Below are 15,337 nucleotides of genomic sequence, written 5' to 3' on the forward strand. Positions count from 1 at the left end.
GGGTCAGGGACGTAGGGCTCCGACCAGTCCGACGGCAACGGCGATGGCGAGTGCGAGAGCGACGGCGATGGCGAGTGCGAGAGCGACGGCGACGGCGAGAGCGACGGCGACGGCGAGAGCGACGGCGACGGCGAGAGCGACGGCGACGGCGAGAGCGACGGCGACGGCGACGGCGACGGCGACGGCGACGGGCAAGGCTCCCAATCCTCAGCGGTGTCGAGCCATGACGGCCATGGGAGCTCGAGCTCCGCGGTCTCGGACTCGTACGACGCCGTCATCAACCAACACCTCCCCAACTTCCGCCGGCATCCGTTCGTACAAGTGTACGAACGGGGTCTGACATCGACTTTTCGCCGCGGCGAGGGAGTGGGCCGGGGGGTGAAGACGGGGGCTGTGGGCGGCTCAGTGTGGTGCGCGGCGATCGAGAGACGATCGGTGCCGATTGGCGACTCCGGCAGACTCTCGAGGGGGTAGTCGAACGCGCACGCCCGCTCGACCAGTGCCCACAAGCGTCGGGCCGATGCGCGTCCCGACGAAGCAACGAGCGACCGACCAGCAGCGCCGTTAGCGCCGGGCGTGCTCGCGGACGCTGTCGACGACGAGCTCCGGCACCGCGTCGCCGTCGTCGCCCACCGACCGCTCCGGGAAGTCGAAGACGGCCAGCATTAGCTGCATCGGGTACGTCGGCGGACGCTCACAGCGGCGCACGACGACACCGTCGACGAGGAAGTCCGCCCGCTCCCCATTCCAGTCGACCGCGTACGTGTGGAAGTCGGAGACGTCGATCGGCAGACGCACCGCCGCCCAGTCTTCGACCACGGCGGGGTCGCGGAACGGATGGAGGCCGACGCCGACCTCTGCGGAGCCGGGACGGACCGCGTCGCCGAACACCTCCATCACGCAGATCTCGGCGGACCGCTCCGGTTCGTCCTCGAGCCCGACCAGCCAGAAGGCCACCATCGACCGCGGCGTCACCACGGCGCGGGCGCGCAGCTCGAGGAGCCCGCCCGACGGCGTCCAGCCGCGGAACGCCTCCTGCGCCTCCCGGACCACGAGTCCGTCACGGTAGGGCTGCTGCCCGCGGGTGCCACCCACCGGCCCCGACCAGTTCCCCGACGGGATGCCCGAGACGCGGGTGGGCGGGCGGTGGTCGTCGGCGCACCAGGGCCCCTGCGACGGCGGGATGAACAGGTGCAGGCAAGAGTCGCGGAGCTCGTACGACGCCGCGGTCAACGCGCGCGAGCTCCACGCCGGCAGGTAGTGCGGCAGCCAGCGGGCAGGATCGAGGTCGGGCCCGTCGAACTCGTCCTCGACGACCCATCCGTCCGGGTGGTCGGTCACGAACCCAGTCTCCGACAGCTCCGACCAGAAGGGCAGCCCCTCCATGACGGTCCCCCGCTGGGCGCTCGCGTCCGCGATCGCCGCGCCCGTCGCCATGATCGGCGGCTGGACCCTGGCGGCCGCGCAGCAGCCGTCGTTCGACGCGGTGCAGGAGACCATCAGCGCGCTCGCAGCGTCGACCGCCGTCGACCCTTGGATCATGACCACCGGCCTCGCGATCACCGGCCTAGCGCACATGATCACCGCCGCGGGCCTGCGACCGGTCCCCCGCGCCGCCAGGGCGATGCACGCGCTCGGCGGCGCCGCCACGCTCGCGGTCGCGACCCTGCCCGTCGACAGGTTCCCCGCGGCGCATGGCGTCGCGGCAGGCATCGGCTTCGGTGCCCTCGCCCTGTGGCCCGCGCTCGCCCGCCGACGCGGGGCTGCCGGCGTCCTGCGGCCCGTCGTCGGTCTCACCGCCTCCGCGGCGCTCGTGGGCCTGCTCGGCGTGTTCGTCGTCGAGCTGCAGACCGGTGGCGACGCGATCGGCCTCAGCGAGCGAGCCGTCGCCGGCGCGCAGGCGCTCTGGCCGCTCGTGGTCGTCGTCGCCCTCAGGCGCGCGGCGCGCTGAGCTGAGTCGTCCTCGTCCTCGTAGCGCTGCGGCGCGAGGCGCGTGAGCCCCACCGACCACCTAGGGCCGGCGGGGCTCAGCCGCAGTAGTCAGGCGAGCCGCTCCGACAGCACGTCGAACGCGGAGTCCCACCCGTCATAGACGTTCTCGTCGCCGGGCTCCCCACCCACGCCGTCGAGGTGGAAGACCATGCGCGTCCGCTGCCCCAGATCCTCCAGGGTCACGGTGATCACGGGGGCGTCCTCCTCGGGGTCACCCGGGTCGACCCAGGTGAAGACGAGCCGCGACGGCTCGACCACCTCGCGGTAGGTGCCGCCCGTCGGGTAGGTGCTGCCGTCCGGCGCGACCATCGTGTAGCGGTACGTCCCGCCCGGGCGCACGTCGAGCTCGACGGAGTCGCGGGGCGTCTCGACCCCCCGCGGGTGCCACCAGGCGGCAGCCTCGTCGGGGTCGGTCCACGCGCGCCAGATCTCGGCGCGCGGAGCGTCGAAGATGCGCGTGATGGTGAAGGCCTTCTGCAAGGTCTGGTCCGTCTCGATCATCGGTCTGCCTCTCCTGAGTGTTGTCGGGTCTGTCGCAGTCGCTCGTCCAGCAGGTCGAAACGCTCCTCCCAGTGCCGGCGGTGTCCGTCGACCCAGGCGGCGACCTCGTCCAGCGGCTCGGTGCGCAGCGCGCACGTGCGCCACTGAGCCGTGACCGTGCGTTCGATGAGCCCGGCCTCCTCCAGCACCCGCAGGTGCTGCGAGACGGCCGACCTGCTCATCGCGAATGGCGCGGCCACCTCACCGGCGGTCGTCGGGCCGTGCGAGAGCTGCGTGAGGATCGCCCGCCGGGTGGGGTCCGCGAGCGCGGCGAACACCACGCTCAGGGCGTCCCGTGCGGGCATGTGAGCAACTCCTTAATTAAGCGACGCCTTCAACGTACGTCGCTCGGTGGCCACGCGCAACCCCCTTCGGTGAAGGTCAGGGCACCGGAGGAGGAGCGCATGGGCATCGTCCGCGTCAGCGCATCGGTCTCGCTCGACGGCTTCAGCGCGGGGCCGGACACCTCCGACGCGAACCCCGACTTCACCTTCGTCACCGACGGGATCGCGAGCGCCGTCGAGCAGGCGCGGGCCGCCGCGGGCGACCGGGACGTGCTGGTCATGGACGGGGCCGTCGTGTCCCAGCAGGTCATCGCCGCGGGGATGGCCGACGAGCTGCTGCTCAACCTCGTGCCCGTGCTGCTGCACCGCGGGGAGCGGCTGCTGGACCACGTCGGCGGCGGGTTGACCCATCTGGAGCGCACCGAGGTCGTCGCGACGCCGCGGGCCACCCACCTGCGCTACCGGTTCCTCCGCTGAGCGCGGCGCACCCGCGCGTGACACGCTGGGCCGATGCCGCTGACCGACCGCGAGAGCCCCTCCATCGCCCGCACCGTCGGCCGGATCGCGCTCGGCGCGGGCCTGCTGTTCGCGGGCACCAGCCACCTGAGCTGGAGCCGCACGGAGTTCCGCGCGCAGGTGCCGCCGTGGATCCCGCTCAGCACCGACGCCGTCGTCGTCGGGTCCGGGGTCGTCGAGCTCGCGCTCGGCGGCGCGCTGGTCGCCCTGCCCAAGCAGCGCGTCACCGTCGGCGGGATCGCCGCGGCGTTCTTCGTCGCGATCTTCCCAGGCAACATCTCCCAGCTGGTCACGCGCACCGACGCGTTCGGCCTCGACTCCGACCGTGCACGCGCGATCCGCCTGCTGTTCCAGCCGCTGCTCGTCGTGTGGGCGCTGTGGTCGACCGGCGCCTGGCGGGCGTGGCGCCAGCGGGCGGCCGGCTAGCCCGGAGTCACGGCCGTCGGCACCGACGCCTGCCGGCCGCGGTCCGTCGACCGTGCGCGCGCGATCGAGCGCGCGATCCGGCCGGCGTCGATCCGCAGCTCGCGGAACATGCCGCTGATCGGGTTGGTGTAGCCGGTGAAGTACAGCCCCGGCGCGGCCGGGTGCGGCCCGTGCGCCGTCGGCAGCCCGCGGTCGTCGAGCACGCCCAGGTCGCCCACGAGAGCCTCCAAGCCGCGGCGGTAGCCCGTCGCCGCGAGCACGACCTCGGGCGTGATCCGCGACCCGTCCGCCAGGACGACCTCCGCGCCGTCGACCGACTCGACGGCCGCGACGGGCTCGACCTTCCCGGCCTGCACCGCGGCCAGCAGACCGACGTCCTGCACGGGCACAGACCCCTCCATGACGCGCGAGTACAACCCGGTGGTCGGGCGCGGCAGGCCGTACCGCGCCAGGTCGGGGACCTCGACGCGCGCCACGGCGCGGGCGATCGCGTCGACCACCGGCACGGGCAGGTGCCGCACCACGATCCCCGTGCCCTGCGCGGGCCAGCCGAAGTTCGACCGACGCACGATGTGCGGCGCCGTCCGCACGGCGAGCCGGACGCGCGACGCCCCGCCCTCGACCAGGTCGACCGCGATCTCGGCGCCGGTGTTCCCGACGCCGACGACGAGGACGTCGCGACCGCGGTACGGCGCCGGGTTCCGGTACGTCGAGGCGTGCAGCACCTCGCCCGGGAACCCCTCGACGCCCGGCCACGCCGGCGGCACGGGCGTGTGGTTGTACCCGGTGGCCACGACGACCTCGGCGGCCTCGAACGTCTCGCCGTCCGCGGTGCGCACCGACCAGCCGCCGGCGGCCCGCTCGATGCCGGTGACCTGAACGCCCGTGCGCACGTCCAGCTGGTGCCGCACCGCGTACGCGTCGAGGTAGTCCACGACGTCCTGGCGCGCGACCCACCGGCCGTAGCGGCGCGGGAACGGCATGCCCGGCAGGCCCGACAGCCGGCGCGTGGTGTGCAGGTGCAGCCGCTCGTAGTGCCGGCGCCAGGACGCACCGACGGCGTCGGACCGCTCCAGGACCAGGGCGCGGACGCCGCGGCGACCGAGCGCGGCGGCGACGGCGAGGCCGGCGGGGCCTCCGCCGACGACGATGACGGGGAGGCTGCCACTGTGCATGCCTCTTCCTACGTTCCCGGGGCAACCTGCGACCAGGGGCCGTTCGGGTGGTAGTCATCGACCGTCAACTGGACAGAACTATCTGTGGAATTGACGATGAGCCGATGTATCACCCGATCTCGGCACCGCGGCTGAGCTACGCCCGCTCGAGCAGCGTCAGCACCTCGTAGTGCGTGGTCTGCGGGAACATGTCGAGCACCTGGGCGCGGCGCGGTCGTAGTGACGGCATCGCCGCCAGGTCCCGGGCGAGCGAGGCCGCGTTGCAGCTGGAGTAGACGACCTGCCGGACGTCCGACGCCTCCAGCCACCGGCTGAGCTCCTCGCCGATCCCGCGCCGCGGCGGGTTGACGATCACGAGGTCCGGTGCCCGCGCCGCCGCGAGCGCGAACGCGGTGGCGTCCCCGGCGGCGAAGCGCACGCGCGAGAGGCCGGCGTCGGCGGCGCTCAGCGTCGCGCTGGCGATCGCCTCGGTGCTGGTCTCGATCCCGGTGACCTCGCGGCCGGGGTCGGCGCAGTGCAGGGCGAACCCGCCGACGCCGCAGTACAGGTCCCAGACGGAGGCGGGCGCGAGCTCGTCGACCCACGCCGTCGCCTGCCGGTACAGCGCGGCAGCGACCTCGGTGTTGGTCTGCCAGAAGCTCTGCGGGCGCAGGTGCAGATCGATCCCGTTCAGACGCATCCGCAGCGTCTCGTCGGCCGTGAGCAGGATCTCGCGGTCACCCTCGAGCACGGCCTTGTGGTCCGGCAGCAGGTTGACCGACACCACGCGGAGCGCCGGCAGGGCCTCGAGCAGCCAGGGCAGGTGCTTGCGGATCCGGGCGACTGGCTCCTGGGAGCGCAGCACGAACCGGAGCATGAGCTCGGAGTCCGGTGACTGCGTGATCAGCAGGTTCTTCAGCTCGCCCGAACGCGCCGGCACGTCGTACGGCGTGAGGTTCGCGCGGGTGACGAACGCGGAGAGCACCGGGAACGTCGCCGCGAGGTCGTCCGGGTAGAGGCCGCAGCCCTGCAGGTCCACGCCGCGCCCCTCGGCGTCGAGGATCCCGAGCGTCGGCGCCTCGGCCGTGCCGCCGACGACCATCTTCGCCTTGTTCCGGTAACCCGACTCGAGGCCGCTCACCGGCGGGAGCCAGACCAGATCCTCGCGCTCGCCGAGCAGGTGCTGGCAGTGCCGCTCCTTGTCCGCGACCTGCTCGCCGTGCGGCCGCCCCATCCAGGTGCACGACCGGCACCGGTGCGCGTCGAAGTAGGGGCACTGCATGGCCGCGACTCTACGTCGACGCCTGCGAGGCGATCGTGAACAGCCGTCGCGACGACTGCCCAAATCCTGAGTATCCCGATCAACATACGAGACGAGGGTGTCCGAAACCGGCGCCAGCCGTCATCCTCGTCCCATGCAGTCCACCCGCCGCCCCGTCACGACGTGTTGTCCCGTCGTCACGGTCGCCGCGCGCCCCTGCTGTCCGCGGACCGTCTGAACCCAGCTCCGCCCGTCCCCCCTGGCGAAGCGATCGACGCCCCGCCACCTCGGACCGCGGCTCGACGCACCGCCACCCCCGTCCCCCACGGAGGTCACGCCTGATGGCGTCCACCCATGTTCCTGCCCTGGTGTCGCCCCACCGATGTCGCTGAGCCTGCCCGCTCACCGACCGCTCGCCCCTCGACACCCCAAGGACCTGCCATGACTGCCCGGACCACGCGCCGCGTCGCCCTCGCACTGACCGCCCTGCTCACCGCATCGCTTGCCGCCTGCTCGTCGAGCGCCGCGGACGACGACACCGCCGACGCGGCGGCCACGCCCTCCGAGAGCGCGGCCCTCGCGGAGGCGCCCGAGCTGCGGCTCGGCTACTTCGCCAACCTCACGCACGCCAACGCGCTCGTCGGCGTCGACGACGGCACGTACCAGAAGGCGCTCGGCGACACGAAGCTGACCACGCAGATCTTCAATGCCGGCCCTGCCGCCGTCGAGGGCCTGTTCGGCGGCGCGATCGACGCGTCCTTCCTCGGCCCCAACCCCGCCATCAACGCGTTCGCGCAGTCCAACGGCGACGCGGTCCGCATCGTCAGCGGCGCGACCTCGGGCGGCGCCCAGCTGGTGGTCGGCGACGGCATCGACAAGCCGGCCGACCTCAAGGGCACGACGCTGGCTACCCCGCAGCTGGGCAACACCCAGGACGTGGCCCTGCGCGCGTGGCTCGCCGACAACGATCTCAAGACGTCGCTGACCGGCGGCGAGAGCGACGTGACCATCGCGCCGCAGGAGAACTCGCAGACGCTCGACGCGTTCAAGGCCGGCACCCTGGACGGTGCCTGGCTCCCGGAGCCGTGGGCGTCGCGCCTCGTCGTCGACGCGGGTGCGCACGTGCTCGTCGACGAGAAGGACCTGTGGCCCGACGGCGACTTCGTCACCACGCACCTCATCGTCACGACCGACTTCCTGTCGAAGTACCCCGGCACGGTGAAGAACCTCATCGAGGCCGAGTACGAGACGAGCCAGTGGATCGAAGCGAACCCCGAGGAGGCCAAGACCACGGCCAACGCCGCGATCGAGAAGCTCAGCGGCAAGCCGCTCTCGCAGGAGGTGCTCGACCGGGCCTGGGGCAACCTGCGCCTCACGCTCGACCCGATCGCCTCGAGCCTGCAGACGTCGGCCGACAACGGCGTCGCGGCGGGCGTCTCCAAGGAGACCGACCTGCACGGCATCTACGACCTGACGCTGCTCAACCAGGTCCTGGCGGACAACGGTCAGGACCCGGTCGACGACGCGGGCCTCGGGGTGTCGGGCAAGTGACCACCACGACCGCGACGGCGACCCCGGTGACCGACTCCGGGGCCGCCGTCGCGGCGCGCCTGACGGACGTCACGCAGCACTTCGGCGAGGCGTCCCGGCCGCCCGTGCTCGAGCACATCGACCTCACCGTCCACCGCGGGGAGTTCGTCAGCCTGCTCGGTGCGTCCGGCTGCGGGAAGTCGACACTGCTCTCGCTCGTAGCCGGGCTGGACAAGCCCGTCTCCGGCACGGTCGAGGTCACCGGCGGCCGGCCCGCGCTCATGTTCCAGGAGCCGGCCCTGTACCCGTGGCTCACGGCCGGCGCCAACATCGAGCTGGCCCTTCGGCTGCGCGGGATCGGACGCACGGAGCGACGCGAGGAGGCCCAGCGGCTGCTCGCGCTGGTCCGGCTCGAGGGCGCCGGGCCCAAGCGCGTGCACGAGCTGTCCGGCGGCATGCGGCAGCGCGTGGCGCTCGCCCGGGCCCTCGCGCAGGAGGGCGACCTCCTGCTCATGGACGAGCCGTTCGCCGCGCTCGACGCGATCACGCGCGACGTCCTGCACGAGGAGCTCATGCGCATCTGGGCCGAGACCGGCCGCGCCGTCATCTTCGTCACCCACAACGTCCGTGAGGCGGTCCGACTGGGTCAGCGAGTCGTCCTGCTCTCCTCGCGGCCCGGTCGCGTGGTGCGCGAGTGGACCGTGGACCTGCCGCAGCCGCGGCGCATCGAGGACCCGGGGGTGTCGCGCCTGAGCGCCGAGATCACCGAGCACCTGCGTGAGGAGATCGCCCGTCATGGCCACTGAGACAGCCGCGCACGTGCGCACCAGCGAGCGCGACCTGGCCGCCGGGCTCGACGCGCTCGAGAGGCCGATCGCGGACCCCCGTCGGTCCGCCTGGCAGGAGGCCTGGCGCGCCATCTGGCCGGTCCTCGGCGCCCTCGCGGTCCTCGTCGCCGTGTGGCAGGTCGCCTACGTCCTCGAGCTCAAGCCCCCGTACGCCCTGCCCAGCCCGGCCGACGTCTGGCAGACCCTGCTCGCGTCGATCCAGGACGGCTCCGCCTGGCGGGCCGTGAGCCTCAGCCTGCAGCGCGCGGCCGTCGGGTTCGTCATGTCCGTCGTCGTCGGCGTGACCATCGGGGTCGTGCTCGCGGCCTCTCCCCTGCTGCGGCGCGCGTTCGGCCCGATCGTCACGGGCCTGCAGTCGCTGCCGTCGGTCGCCTGGGTGCCCGCGGCCATCATCTGGTTCCAGTTCAGCAACGCGACGATGTACGCGGTCATCCTGCTCGGCGCCGTGCCGTCGATCGTCAACGGGCTGCTCGCGGGGACCGACCAGGTGCCCCCGCTGTACCTGCGCGTCGGCCAGGTGCTGGGCGCCCGCGGCTGGACCCGCATCCGCTACGTGCTCCTGCCCGCGGCACTGCCCGGCTTCCTGGGCGGGCTCAAGCAGGGCTGGGCGTTCGCGTGGCGCTCCCTGATGGCCGCCGAGCTCATCACCTACTCACCGCAGCTGGGCACCGGCCTCGGCCAGCTGCTCGACATCGGCCGGACCACCAGCGACATGTCGCTGGTCATCGCGGCGATCAGCCTGATCTTCCTGGTCGGCATCCTCATCGAGCTGCTGGTGTTTGCGCCGCTCGAGCGGCACGTGCTGCACTCGCGTGGGCTCACGGGCTCTGTGTCGTCGAAGGGCCGCGGCTAGGAACGCGCACGCACCACACCAGCAGCCCGCGCACGTACGACGCCTGGCCCGCGTGCTGCAGGCTGTCGCCGACGATGCTGACCAGCCGCACGCCGAGCGTCACCGGCGGGTCCCAGCGCTCGTCGACGACGACATCCAGGTCGGCGTCGGTCAGTCGCTCCAGATACGCGGTCGTCTGCTTCTCGACCGCGCCGTAGTACCCCAGCAACAGCTCGCCCGGCGCCCGGACCTGGGCGACCTCATCGGCGCTCTGCCCGTACCCGCTGGCGGCGCGGTCGAACGGCAGGTCGAAGCGGTCCGCCCACCCCTGCGCGGTCCAGACCTGCTCGACGCCGGCGACGTCGGCGATCTGCGCGTCCTGGCCGCGGCCCGCGTGCCACGCAAGCCAGGCGATGGTGTTGGCGGCGGGGTCGGGCCGCCACGTCAGGTCGTCGACGGACAACCCGCCGACGGCACGCTCCAGCACCTCCCCCACGCGGGAGAACGACTCGGTCAGCAGCTGGGAGATGTCCACGAGCCCGACGCTACGACGAGGGACCCGGGCCCGCGCGATGGGGAAGGATGGCGCCAGGCGCAGGCCTCGACGAGGAGGATCGATGAGCGGCACGGTGGTGGTCACGGGCGCGGCCGGACGGGTCGGCACGTACCTGCGGCACGCGGACGGCGGCCTCGCGCTGCGGGGCTGGACGCCGATCCTGCTCGATGTGAAGGACCCGGGCGAGCCGTTCACGCACGTCGACATCCTCGATGAGGACGCGCTCACCGCGGCGATGACCGGCGCGGACGCCGTCGTGCACCTGGCCGCCATCCCGGGCGAGGACACGTGGGACGCCATCCTGCGCACCAACATCGACGGCACCTACCGGGTCCTCGAGGCCGCCCGGCGCGCCGGTGTGCGGCGGGTGGTCCTGGCGAGCTCCTGCCACGCCGTCGGCTTCTACCCGGCCGACGAGATCGCCCGCACGGACCGGACCACGCGGCCCGACACCTTCTACGGCGTATCCAAGGTCGCCGACGAGGCGCTGGCCAGCCTGTACGCCGACCGGTACGGGCTCGAGACGGTCTCCCTGCGGATCGGGCAGTGCGACGACGTGCCGCGCACCGCGTTCCACCTGGGCATCTGGCTCAGCCCCGGCGACGTGGTCCGACTGGTCGACGCCGCGCTGCGCGGACCCGTCGACGGGCACTGCATCGCGTACGGGGTCTCCGCGAACACGCGCGGCTGGTGGGACCTGACCACCGCGCGGTCGCTGGGCTACGAGCCGCAGGACGACGCCGAGCGCTACGACGACGACGTCGCGCCGTACGACGGCCCGCAGCTCCTGGGCGCCGACATGGTGTCGTAGTGAGCTACGCGTTCGAGGCCCCGCTGTGGCTCTGGGACGCCCGACGCACCGACGTGTGGACCTTCGTCAACCTCCCGACGGAGATCGCCGACGAGGTGCTCGACCTCGTCGGCGACCGCACCCGCGGGTTCGGGTCGGTGCGGGTCGAGGTCACCGTGGGCGACACCGTGTGGCGGACGTCGATCTTCCCGTCGTCGGACACCTACGTGCTGCCGGTGAAGAAGGCCGTGCGCCGGGCCGAGTCGCTCGAGATCGGCGACCCGGTCCGCGTGCGGCTGACCCTGGTGGACTTCTAGGTCCCTGACCCGCACCGACGAAGGATCTCGTCGACGACCGCCTCGATCGGTGCGGTCGCGTCGATGACCTCGCCGTCCTGCGGGACGTCCGCGCCGGTCTGGTGAAACCGCACGATGAGCGCCCGGTCGGTGGGCACCCCGCCACCCCACTCCTCGTCCGGTCGCGCGTCGAGCCGTCGGTGCAACGTGGCGAGGTCGACCTCGAGGACGAAGACCTTGTCGAACAGGTCGAGGAAGCGGGAGAAGTTCCGCGAGCCGCCGCAGAAGAAGGTCGCCGGCTCCCCCTGGTCGGCCGCCAGGGCCCTGACCTTGTCGACGTCCCAGAGGTGGTTCTCGTGCGCGCCGACCGTGGTCGGCTCACCGGTGTCAGGGTCGCCCTGGTAGGCCAGCTCCCGGTCGCCGTGTATCACCTGGTACCCGCGACGCTGCAGCTCGTCGGCCACCGACGTCTTGCCGGTGCCGGAGAGTCCTTCGACCAGATAGTTCGTCCTGCCCACGCGCCGGAAGCTAGCACCGCGTCGTGCCGTCGGTCCGCCCTATTGATCACCGATGATGTGGCGACCGACCACCCGTCACCTGGAGTCCCGCATGAGCGTCGCCTACTGGGTCCTCGCCTCGCTGCTCGCCGCCCTGTACCTGTACTCGGGCGGCAAGAAGGTGCTGCAGTCGCGGGACCAGCTGCGGCCGATGATGGCCTGGGTGGACGACCTGCCCTTCCGGGTCGTGCGCACGATCGGCGTGCTGGAGGTGCTGGGCGCCGTCGCGCTGATCGTGCCTCCGCTGGTCGGCGTCGCCCCGTGGCTCGCCCTCGTCGCCGCGATCGGCTTCGTGCTGCTGCAGATCGGCGCGGTCACGCTGCACGTGTCGCGCGGCGAGGTCAGGTCCGCGATCGCGTTCAACGGGACGCTGCTCGCCCTGGCCGGCATCACGGCCTGGCTCGCGACGATCTGGGTCTAGACGAGGTCCGCGAGCAGCGCCGCGGCCCGAGCCGCGCCGTCGGTCTGCACCGGCCGGTAGCGGACGTCCCGACCGGCCTCCTTGAGGATCGCCTCCGCCAGCGCGTCCGGGTCCAGCGCGTCCTCGTAGGCCAGGTGCTGGCCGGCCTCGTACCGGTCGAGCCGCTTGCGCACGTGCACGTTCTGCTCGAAGTGGTGGCGCAGCGGCACGTAGACGAACGGCTTGTTCAGCGCCGTGAGCTCCATCGTCGTCGTCAGGCCGCCCTGCACCACGGCAACGTCGCTCGCCGCGAGGTGCCGGAACAGGTCGGGCACGTAGCCGAGCACCGTCGAGCCCTCGCCCGTCGGCAGCGAGCCCGGGTCGATGCGCGGACCGGTGACGAAGGCGAACCGGAGCTCCGGGGCCGCCTCGCGCACCAGCGGCACGACCTCCATGACGCGGCGCAGCAGCGAGGTGCCGACGCCCGAGCCGCCGACGGTGACCAGGCAGAGCTTCTCGCCCGGGCGGACACCCAGCTCAGCACGCAGTCGGTCGGTGCCGTCGAGCGACCCCGGGTCGAACCCGGTGACGTAGCCCGCGAAGTCGAAGTTCTCCTCCGTCCAGGTGCGGATGCTGGGCAGGCCGGGGCCGAAGTCGTCCTCGACCACGTCGTCGGGATCGCCGACGAACACCGACTTGTCCCGCACGCGCGCGAACCGCGCGCGCTGCTCGATCATCTCCGCGTTGTAGTCGGCCGTCAGCGCGGCCTCCGCGGCGCCGCCGTCGGCCATCGGCAGCCAGCCGACGAAGTCCGTCATCCAGGCGAACGCAAACCGCTTGAGCTCGGGGTTCTCGTGCAGGAAGTAGTCGACGTCCCAGGCTTCGTCGCCGATGACCAGGTCGTAGTCGCCGTCGGCCACGACCTCGTCGAACACCATGAAGTTGTGCACCAGGATCTCGTCCATCCGGCGGATCGCCTGGAACGCGTGCAGGTCGTGCTCGCCCGCCTCGTGCTCGATGTGGCCCGACTCGTTGCGCAGCCACGCGGACGCCGGGTGGACGCGCTCGCCGTGCTGCGCGAGCACCCGGGTGACCGGGTTCTGCGCGAGCCAGTCGATCTGCAGCCCGGGGCGGCGCGCGCGCAGCTCGGCCGCGATGGTGACGTCGCGCTGGGCGTGCCCGAGGCCGATGGGCGACGAGAGGTACAGCGCGCGCGGCGCCCGGCTCGCGGCGCGCCGCCAGGTCGGTCGCGGCGGCGCCGGGTGCAGCCGGTCGACGAACTGCGCGATCAGGTGGTTGATCTTCACCGGGTCGCGCGCCGACGGGCCGTGCCCCGCGTCCTCGATGAGGACCAGGTCGCCGCGGGTCAGCTCGGCCAGCTTCTCGCCGAACGCCTGCGGACGGATGCGGTCATCGGTGCCGTGCACCACGACCACGGGACAGGTGACCCTCTCGGCGAGCGGGGCGATCGGCTCGCAGATCGCCCCGTCGCACCCGAGGCGGCCGGCGGTCGTGTCCGCGAGCACCTGCGGCGCGATCTCGTGCGCCCAGCCGATGCAGTCCTCGATCTGCTTGGTGGAGTGCGGCTCGGGGAACATCTTGCGGAAGAAGAACGCCGTAAAGTCGTCGTACCCGCCGCCCAGCCAGTAGTGCTTGTTGTACTTGGCCCAGCCATGGGTGTCCTCCAGCGGCTCGTCCCACGGGACGTGGTCGCGGCCCGGCGTCGCCACGTCCAGGCCGCACGACGGGGCGATGGCCATCAGCCCGGTCACACGCTCGGGGTGCTTCGCAGCGACGTGCACCGCCCAGGACGCCCCGCACGACTCGGTGACCAGCACCGCGACACCGGTCGCCGTGGCGTCGAGCACCGCGACGATGTCGTCCGCGTACTCGACGTCCGTGTAGGCGGCCGCCCCCTCTGGCCGGCCCGAGCGGCCGCTCCCCCGACCGTCGAACGTGATCACCCGGTAGTGCCGGGCGAGGAAGCCGAGCTGCGCCTTCCAGAACAGCGACGGCACGATCGACCAGGTGGGGACCAGGAGCACGGTGGGCGCGTGGTCCTGGCCGTAGACCTCGTAGGCGAGCTCCACCCCGTCCCGCACGACGACGCCGACGTCATCGGGATCGGCGGACCTGCTCGGGCGACGCTGGGTCACCCTTGCAGTGTCCGCCCGGTGGGTGCCCGTCGTCACGGCCGGATCTCGAACACGTTGTTGAACGGCGTGCTCGCGGCGGTGCGGAAGGTCGAGAACCCGGCGGCCGTGGAGACGTCGCGGATCTTGGCCGGGCCGGCCTGCGTGCCGAGGGCGAGCCCGACGTCCTGGCTCAGCGACGCGGGCGTGCACAGGAGCGTCGAGAAGCCGTAGTAGGCCCGGCCGACGGTGTTCAGGTTGTCCTCGACGCGGTCGCCCGCCATCGGCTCGACCACCATCCAGGTGCCGTCCTCCGCGATCGCGCTGCGCACGTGCCGCGCGGCGCCCACCGGGTCGCCCATGTCGTGCAGGGCGTCGAAGACCGCGATGAGGTCGTAGCCGGTGCCCGTGAACTCGGTGGCGGAAGCGACCTCGAACGTGACCCGGTCCGCCACGCCCGCGGCGACGGCGCGCTCGCGAGCGACGGCGATCGACTCGGCGTGGTAGTCCGAGCCGACGAAGACCGAGTTCGGGAACGCCTTCGCCAGCAGGATCGTCGAGGCGCCGTGCCCGCAGCCGACGTCGGCCACGCGGGCGCCCGCCTCGAGCTTGGCCTGGACGCCGTCGAGCGCGGGGATCCACTCGGTGAGCAGGTGGCCGTTGTACATGGTGCGGAAGAACCGCTCACAGCCGTGGTGCACGTCCGTGTGGTGCTGGTGCCAGCCGAGGCCGTCACCGTCGCGGGCGACGTCGAAGATGGCCGGGGCGTCGTGGACGGTGCCGAACGCCAGCTGGAAGAAGCCGGCCAGGTAGGCGGGGCTCGTCGGGTCCGCAAGCGCGACGGCGTGCTCGGCGGGCAGCGTGTAGCGCCGGTCCTCGGCGTCGTACTCGACGTACCCGCCGGCGGCCTGGTTGTTGAGCCACTCTCGGGCGTAGTGCTCGCTGGTGCCGGTCTGCTCGGCCAGCTCGGCCGGGGTGGTCGGGCGGCCGTCGGCCATCGCCGTGTAGTAACCCAGCTTGTCGCCCATCACGACCAGCGCCGTGTTCAGGGTCGCGCCAACCTCGTCGACGGCCCGGAACACGAAGGACATGAGCTTGTCGGGGTCGATGGTCCGCTGGGGAAGGGTCTCGGTCATGGTCGTGCGCTCCTCGGTCGGGGTGGATCTGTCCCTGTCGAGACTGGCGGGGACGGGGCCCAGTCGGATCAGGTGGCCCCCCTGGTC

Annotated in this window: 19 protein-coding genes; 9 read left to right on the forward strand and 10 right to left on the reverse strand. The window is 72.5% G+C overall.

The genetic code is table 11. The features are described 5' to 3' along the window. Positions 1–3: 3 nt before the first annotated feature. Positions 4–195, reverse strand: coding sequence for a hypothetical protein (locus tag AC1DYZ_RS11220; RefSeq protein WP_477065268.1), 192 nt, complete (start codon positions 193–195; stop codon positions 4–6). A 369-nt stretch (positions 196–564) separates the two neighbouring features. Then, positions 565–1,341, reverse strand: coding sequence for a glycoside hydrolase family 16 protein (locus AC1DYZ_RS11225; RefSeq protein WP_477065269.1), 777 nt, complete (start codon positions 1,339–1,341; stop codon positions 565–567). Between the two features lie 43 nt (positions 1,342–1,384). Here AC1DYZ_RS11225 and AC1DYZ_RS11230 point away from each other — a divergent pair, with 43 nt between their 5' ends. Continuing rightward, positions 1,385–1,951: a DUF998 domain-containing protein gene (locus tag AC1DYZ_RS11230; RefSeq protein ID WP_477065270.1), complete on the forward strand. Its 567-nt coding sequence runs from the start codon at positions 1,385–1,387 to the stop codon at positions 1,949–1,951. An 89-nt stretch (positions 1,952–2,040) separates the two neighbouring features. On the opposite strand, the gene AC1DYZ_RS11235 is transcribed toward AC1DYZ_RS11230, so the two are convergent. After that, a complete protein-coding gene (locus AC1DYZ_RS11235) occupies positions 2,041–2,493 on the reverse strand; it encodes an SRPBCC family protein (protein WP_477065271.1) in 453 nt (150 codons plus the stop codon). Further along, a complete protein-coding gene (locus AC1DYZ_RS11240) occupies positions 2,490–2,837 on the reverse strand; it encodes an ArsR/SmtB family transcription factor (protein WP_477065272.1) in 348 nt (115 codons plus the stop codon). Before AC1DYZ_RS11240 ends, AC1DYZ_RS11235 begins: the two co-directional genes overlap by 4 nt. Positions 2,838–2,936: 99 nt before the next feature. On the opposite strand from AC1DYZ_RS11240, the gene AC1DYZ_RS11245 reads away from it, so the two are divergent. Both AC1DYZ_RS11245 and AC1DYZ_RS11250 read left to right on the forward strand, forming a co-directional pair. Further along, on the forward strand, positions 2,937–3,293 hold the full coding sequence (locus AC1DYZ_RS11245; RefSeq protein WP_477065273.1) for a dihydrofolate reductase family protein: 357 nt from the start codon (positions 2,937–2,939) through the stop codon (positions 3,291–3,293). 33 nt (positions 3,294–3,326) lie between these two features. After that, positions 3,327–3,758 carry a DoxX family protein gene (locus tag AC1DYZ_RS11250; protein ID WP_477065274.1) on the forward strand — a complete coding sequence of 144 codons (432 nt, stop codon included), beginning with the start codon at positions 3,327–3,329 and terminating at the stop codon, positions 3,756–3,758. Here AC1DYZ_RS11250 and AC1DYZ_RS11255 read toward each other — a convergent pair. Together AC1DYZ_RS11255 and rlmC are read right to left on the reverse strand one after the other, a co-directional pair. Continuing rightward, positions 3,755–4,933, reverse strand: a complete 1,179-nt coding sequence (locus tag AC1DYZ_RS11255; RefSeq protein ID WP_477065275.1) for a flavin-containing monooxygenase — start codon at positions 4,931–4,933, stop codon at positions 3,755–3,757. The two genes, AC1DYZ_RS11250 and AC1DYZ_RS11255, sit on opposite strands and share 4 nt — an antisense overlap. Before the next feature lie 136 nt (positions 4,934–5,069). After that, a complete protein-coding gene (rlmC, locus tag AC1DYZ_RS11260; protein ID WP_477065276.1) occupies positions 5,070–6,194 on the reverse strand; it encodes a 23S rRNA (uracil(747)-C(5))-methyltransferase RlmC in 1,125 nt (374 codons plus the stop codon). Positions 6,195–6,614: 420 nt separating this feature from the next. On the opposite strand from rlmC, the gene AC1DYZ_RS11265 reads away from it, so the two are divergent. Genes AC1DYZ_RS11265 through AC1DYZ_RS11275 form a run of 3 tightly spaced genes read left to right on the forward strand, consistent with a single transcriptional unit; the run spans position 6,615 to position 9,404 of the window. Next, positions 6,615–7,724, forward strand: coding sequence for an ABC transporter substrate-binding protein (locus AC1DYZ_RS11265; RefSeq protein WP_477065277.1), 1,110 nt, complete (start codon positions 6,615–6,617; stop codon positions 7,722–7,724). A gap of 59 nt (positions 7,725–7,783) precedes the next feature. Further along, positions 7,784–8,509, forward strand: coding sequence for an ABC transporter ATP-binding protein (locus tag AC1DYZ_RS11270; RefSeq protein WP_477065332.1), 726 nt, complete (start codon positions 7,784–7,786; stop codon positions 8,507–8,509). Then, complete coding sequence (locus tag AC1DYZ_RS11275; protein ID WP_477065278.1) at positions 8,499–9,404, forward strand: ABC transporter permease; 906 nt, start codon at positions 8,499–8,501, stop codon at positions 9,402–9,404. The genes AC1DYZ_RS11270 and AC1DYZ_RS11275 overlap by 11 nt, the downstream gene beginning before the upstream one ends. Here AC1DYZ_RS11275 and AC1DYZ_RS11280 read toward each other — a convergent pair. Then, positions 9,370–9,918, reverse strand: a complete 549-nt coding sequence (locus tag AC1DYZ_RS11280) for a mycothiol transferase (RefSeq protein WP_477065279.1) — start codon at positions 9,916–9,918, stop codon at positions 9,370–9,372. The two genes, AC1DYZ_RS11275 and AC1DYZ_RS11280, sit on opposite strands and share 35 nt — an antisense overlap. Positions 9,919–10,000: 82 nt before the next feature. On the opposite strand from AC1DYZ_RS11280, the gene AC1DYZ_RS11285 reads away from it, so the two are divergent. Both AC1DYZ_RS11285 and AC1DYZ_RS11290 read left to right on the forward strand, forming a co-directional pair. After that, positions 10,001–10,750: an NAD-dependent epimerase/dehydratase family protein gene (locus AC1DYZ_RS11285; RefSeq protein WP_477065280.1), complete on the forward strand. Its 750-nt coding sequence runs from the start codon at positions 10,001–10,003 to the stop codon at positions 10,748–10,750. Then, a complete protein-coding gene (locus tag AC1DYZ_RS11290) occupies positions 10,750–11,046 on the forward strand; it encodes a DUF1905 domain-containing protein (RefSeq protein ID WP_477065281.1) in 297 nt (98 codons plus the stop codon). The genes AC1DYZ_RS11285 and AC1DYZ_RS11290 overlap by 1 nt, the downstream gene beginning before the upstream one ends. Here AC1DYZ_RS11290 and AC1DYZ_RS11295 read toward each other — a convergent pair. Further along, positions 11,043–11,543, reverse strand: coding sequence for an AAA family ATPase (locus AC1DYZ_RS11295; RefSeq protein WP_477065282.1), 501 nt, complete (start codon positions 11,541–11,543; stop codon positions 11,043–11,045). The two genes, AC1DYZ_RS11290 and AC1DYZ_RS11295, sit on opposite strands and share 4 nt — an antisense overlap. A 91-nt stretch (positions 11,544–11,634) precedes the next feature. Here AC1DYZ_RS11295 and AC1DYZ_RS11300 point away from each other — a divergent pair, with 91 nt between their 5' ends. Next, positions 11,635–12,003, forward strand: a complete 369-nt coding sequence (locus tag AC1DYZ_RS11300; protein WP_477065283.1) for a DoxX family protein — start codon at positions 11,635–11,637, stop codon at positions 12,001–12,003. Here the strand turns inward: AC1DYZ_RS11300 and AC1DYZ_RS11305 are convergent. Beyond that, positions 12,000–14,138: an alpha/beta fold hydrolase gene (locus AC1DYZ_RS11305; protein WP_477065284.1), complete on the reverse strand. Its 2,139-nt coding sequence runs from the start codon at positions 14,136–14,138 to the stop codon at positions 12,000–12,002. The genes AC1DYZ_RS11300 and AC1DYZ_RS11305 overlap by 4 nt on opposite strands. A gap of 32 nt (positions 14,139–14,170) precedes the next feature. After that, positions 14,171–15,250, reverse strand: coding sequence for a class I SAM-dependent methyltransferase (locus AC1DYZ_RS11310; protein ID WP_477065285.1), 1,080 nt, complete (start codon positions 15,248–15,250; stop codon positions 14,171–14,173). Between the last annotated feature and the right edge of the window lie 87 nt (positions 15,251–15,337).

The sequence above is a fragment of the Cellulomonas sp. P1_C4 genome, assembly GCF_056406355.1.

Coding starts and splice junctions, on each gene's coding strand:
- AC1DYZ_RS11230 (WP_477065270.1), top strand. CDS start 1,385: ATGACGGTCCCCCGCTGGGCGCTCGCGTCCGCGATCGCCGCGCCCGTC.
- AC1DYZ_RS11235 (WP_477065271.1), bottom strand. CDS start 2,493: ATGATCGAGACGGACCAGACCTTGCAGAAGGCCTTCACCATCACGCGC.
- AC1DYZ_RS11240 (WP_477065272.1), bottom strand. CDS start 2,837: ATGCCCGCACGGGACGCCCTGAGCGTGGTGTTCGCCGCGCTCGCGGAC.
- AC1DYZ_RS11245 (WP_477065273.1), top strand. CDS start 2,937: ATGGGCATCGTCCGCGTCAGCGCATCGGTCTCGCTCGACGGCTTCAGC.
- AC1DYZ_RS11250 (WP_477065274.1), top strand. CDS start 3,327: ATGCCGCTGACCGACCGCGAGAGCCCCTCCATCGCCCGCACCGTCGGC.
- AC1DYZ_RS11255 (WP_477065275.1), bottom strand. CDS start 4,933: ATGCACAGTGGCAGCCTCCCCGTCATCGTCGTCGGCGGAGGCCCCGCC.
- rlmC (WP_477065276.1), bottom strand. CDS start 6,194: ATGCAGTGCCCCTACTTCGACGCGCACCGGTGCCGGTCGTGCACCTGG.
- AC1DYZ_RS11265 (WP_477065277.1), top strand. CDS start 6,615: ATGACTGCCCGGACCACGCGCCGCGTCGCCCTCGCACTGACCGCCCTG.
- AC1DYZ_RS11275 (WP_477065278.1), top strand. CDS start 8,499: ATGGCCACTGAGACAGCCGCGCACGTGCGCACCAGCGAGCGCGACCTG.
- AC1DYZ_RS11285 (WP_477065280.1), top strand. CDS start 10,001: ATGAGCGGCACGGTGGTGGTCACGGGCGCGGCCGGACGGGTCGGCACG.
- AC1DYZ_RS11300 (WP_477065283.1), top strand. CDS start 11,635: ATGAGCGTCGCCTACTGGGTCCTCGCCTCGCTGCTCGCCGCCCTGTAC.
- AC1DYZ_RS11310 (WP_477065285.1), bottom strand. CDS start 15,250: ATGACCGAGACCCTTCCCCAGCGGACCATCGACCCCGACAAGCTCATG.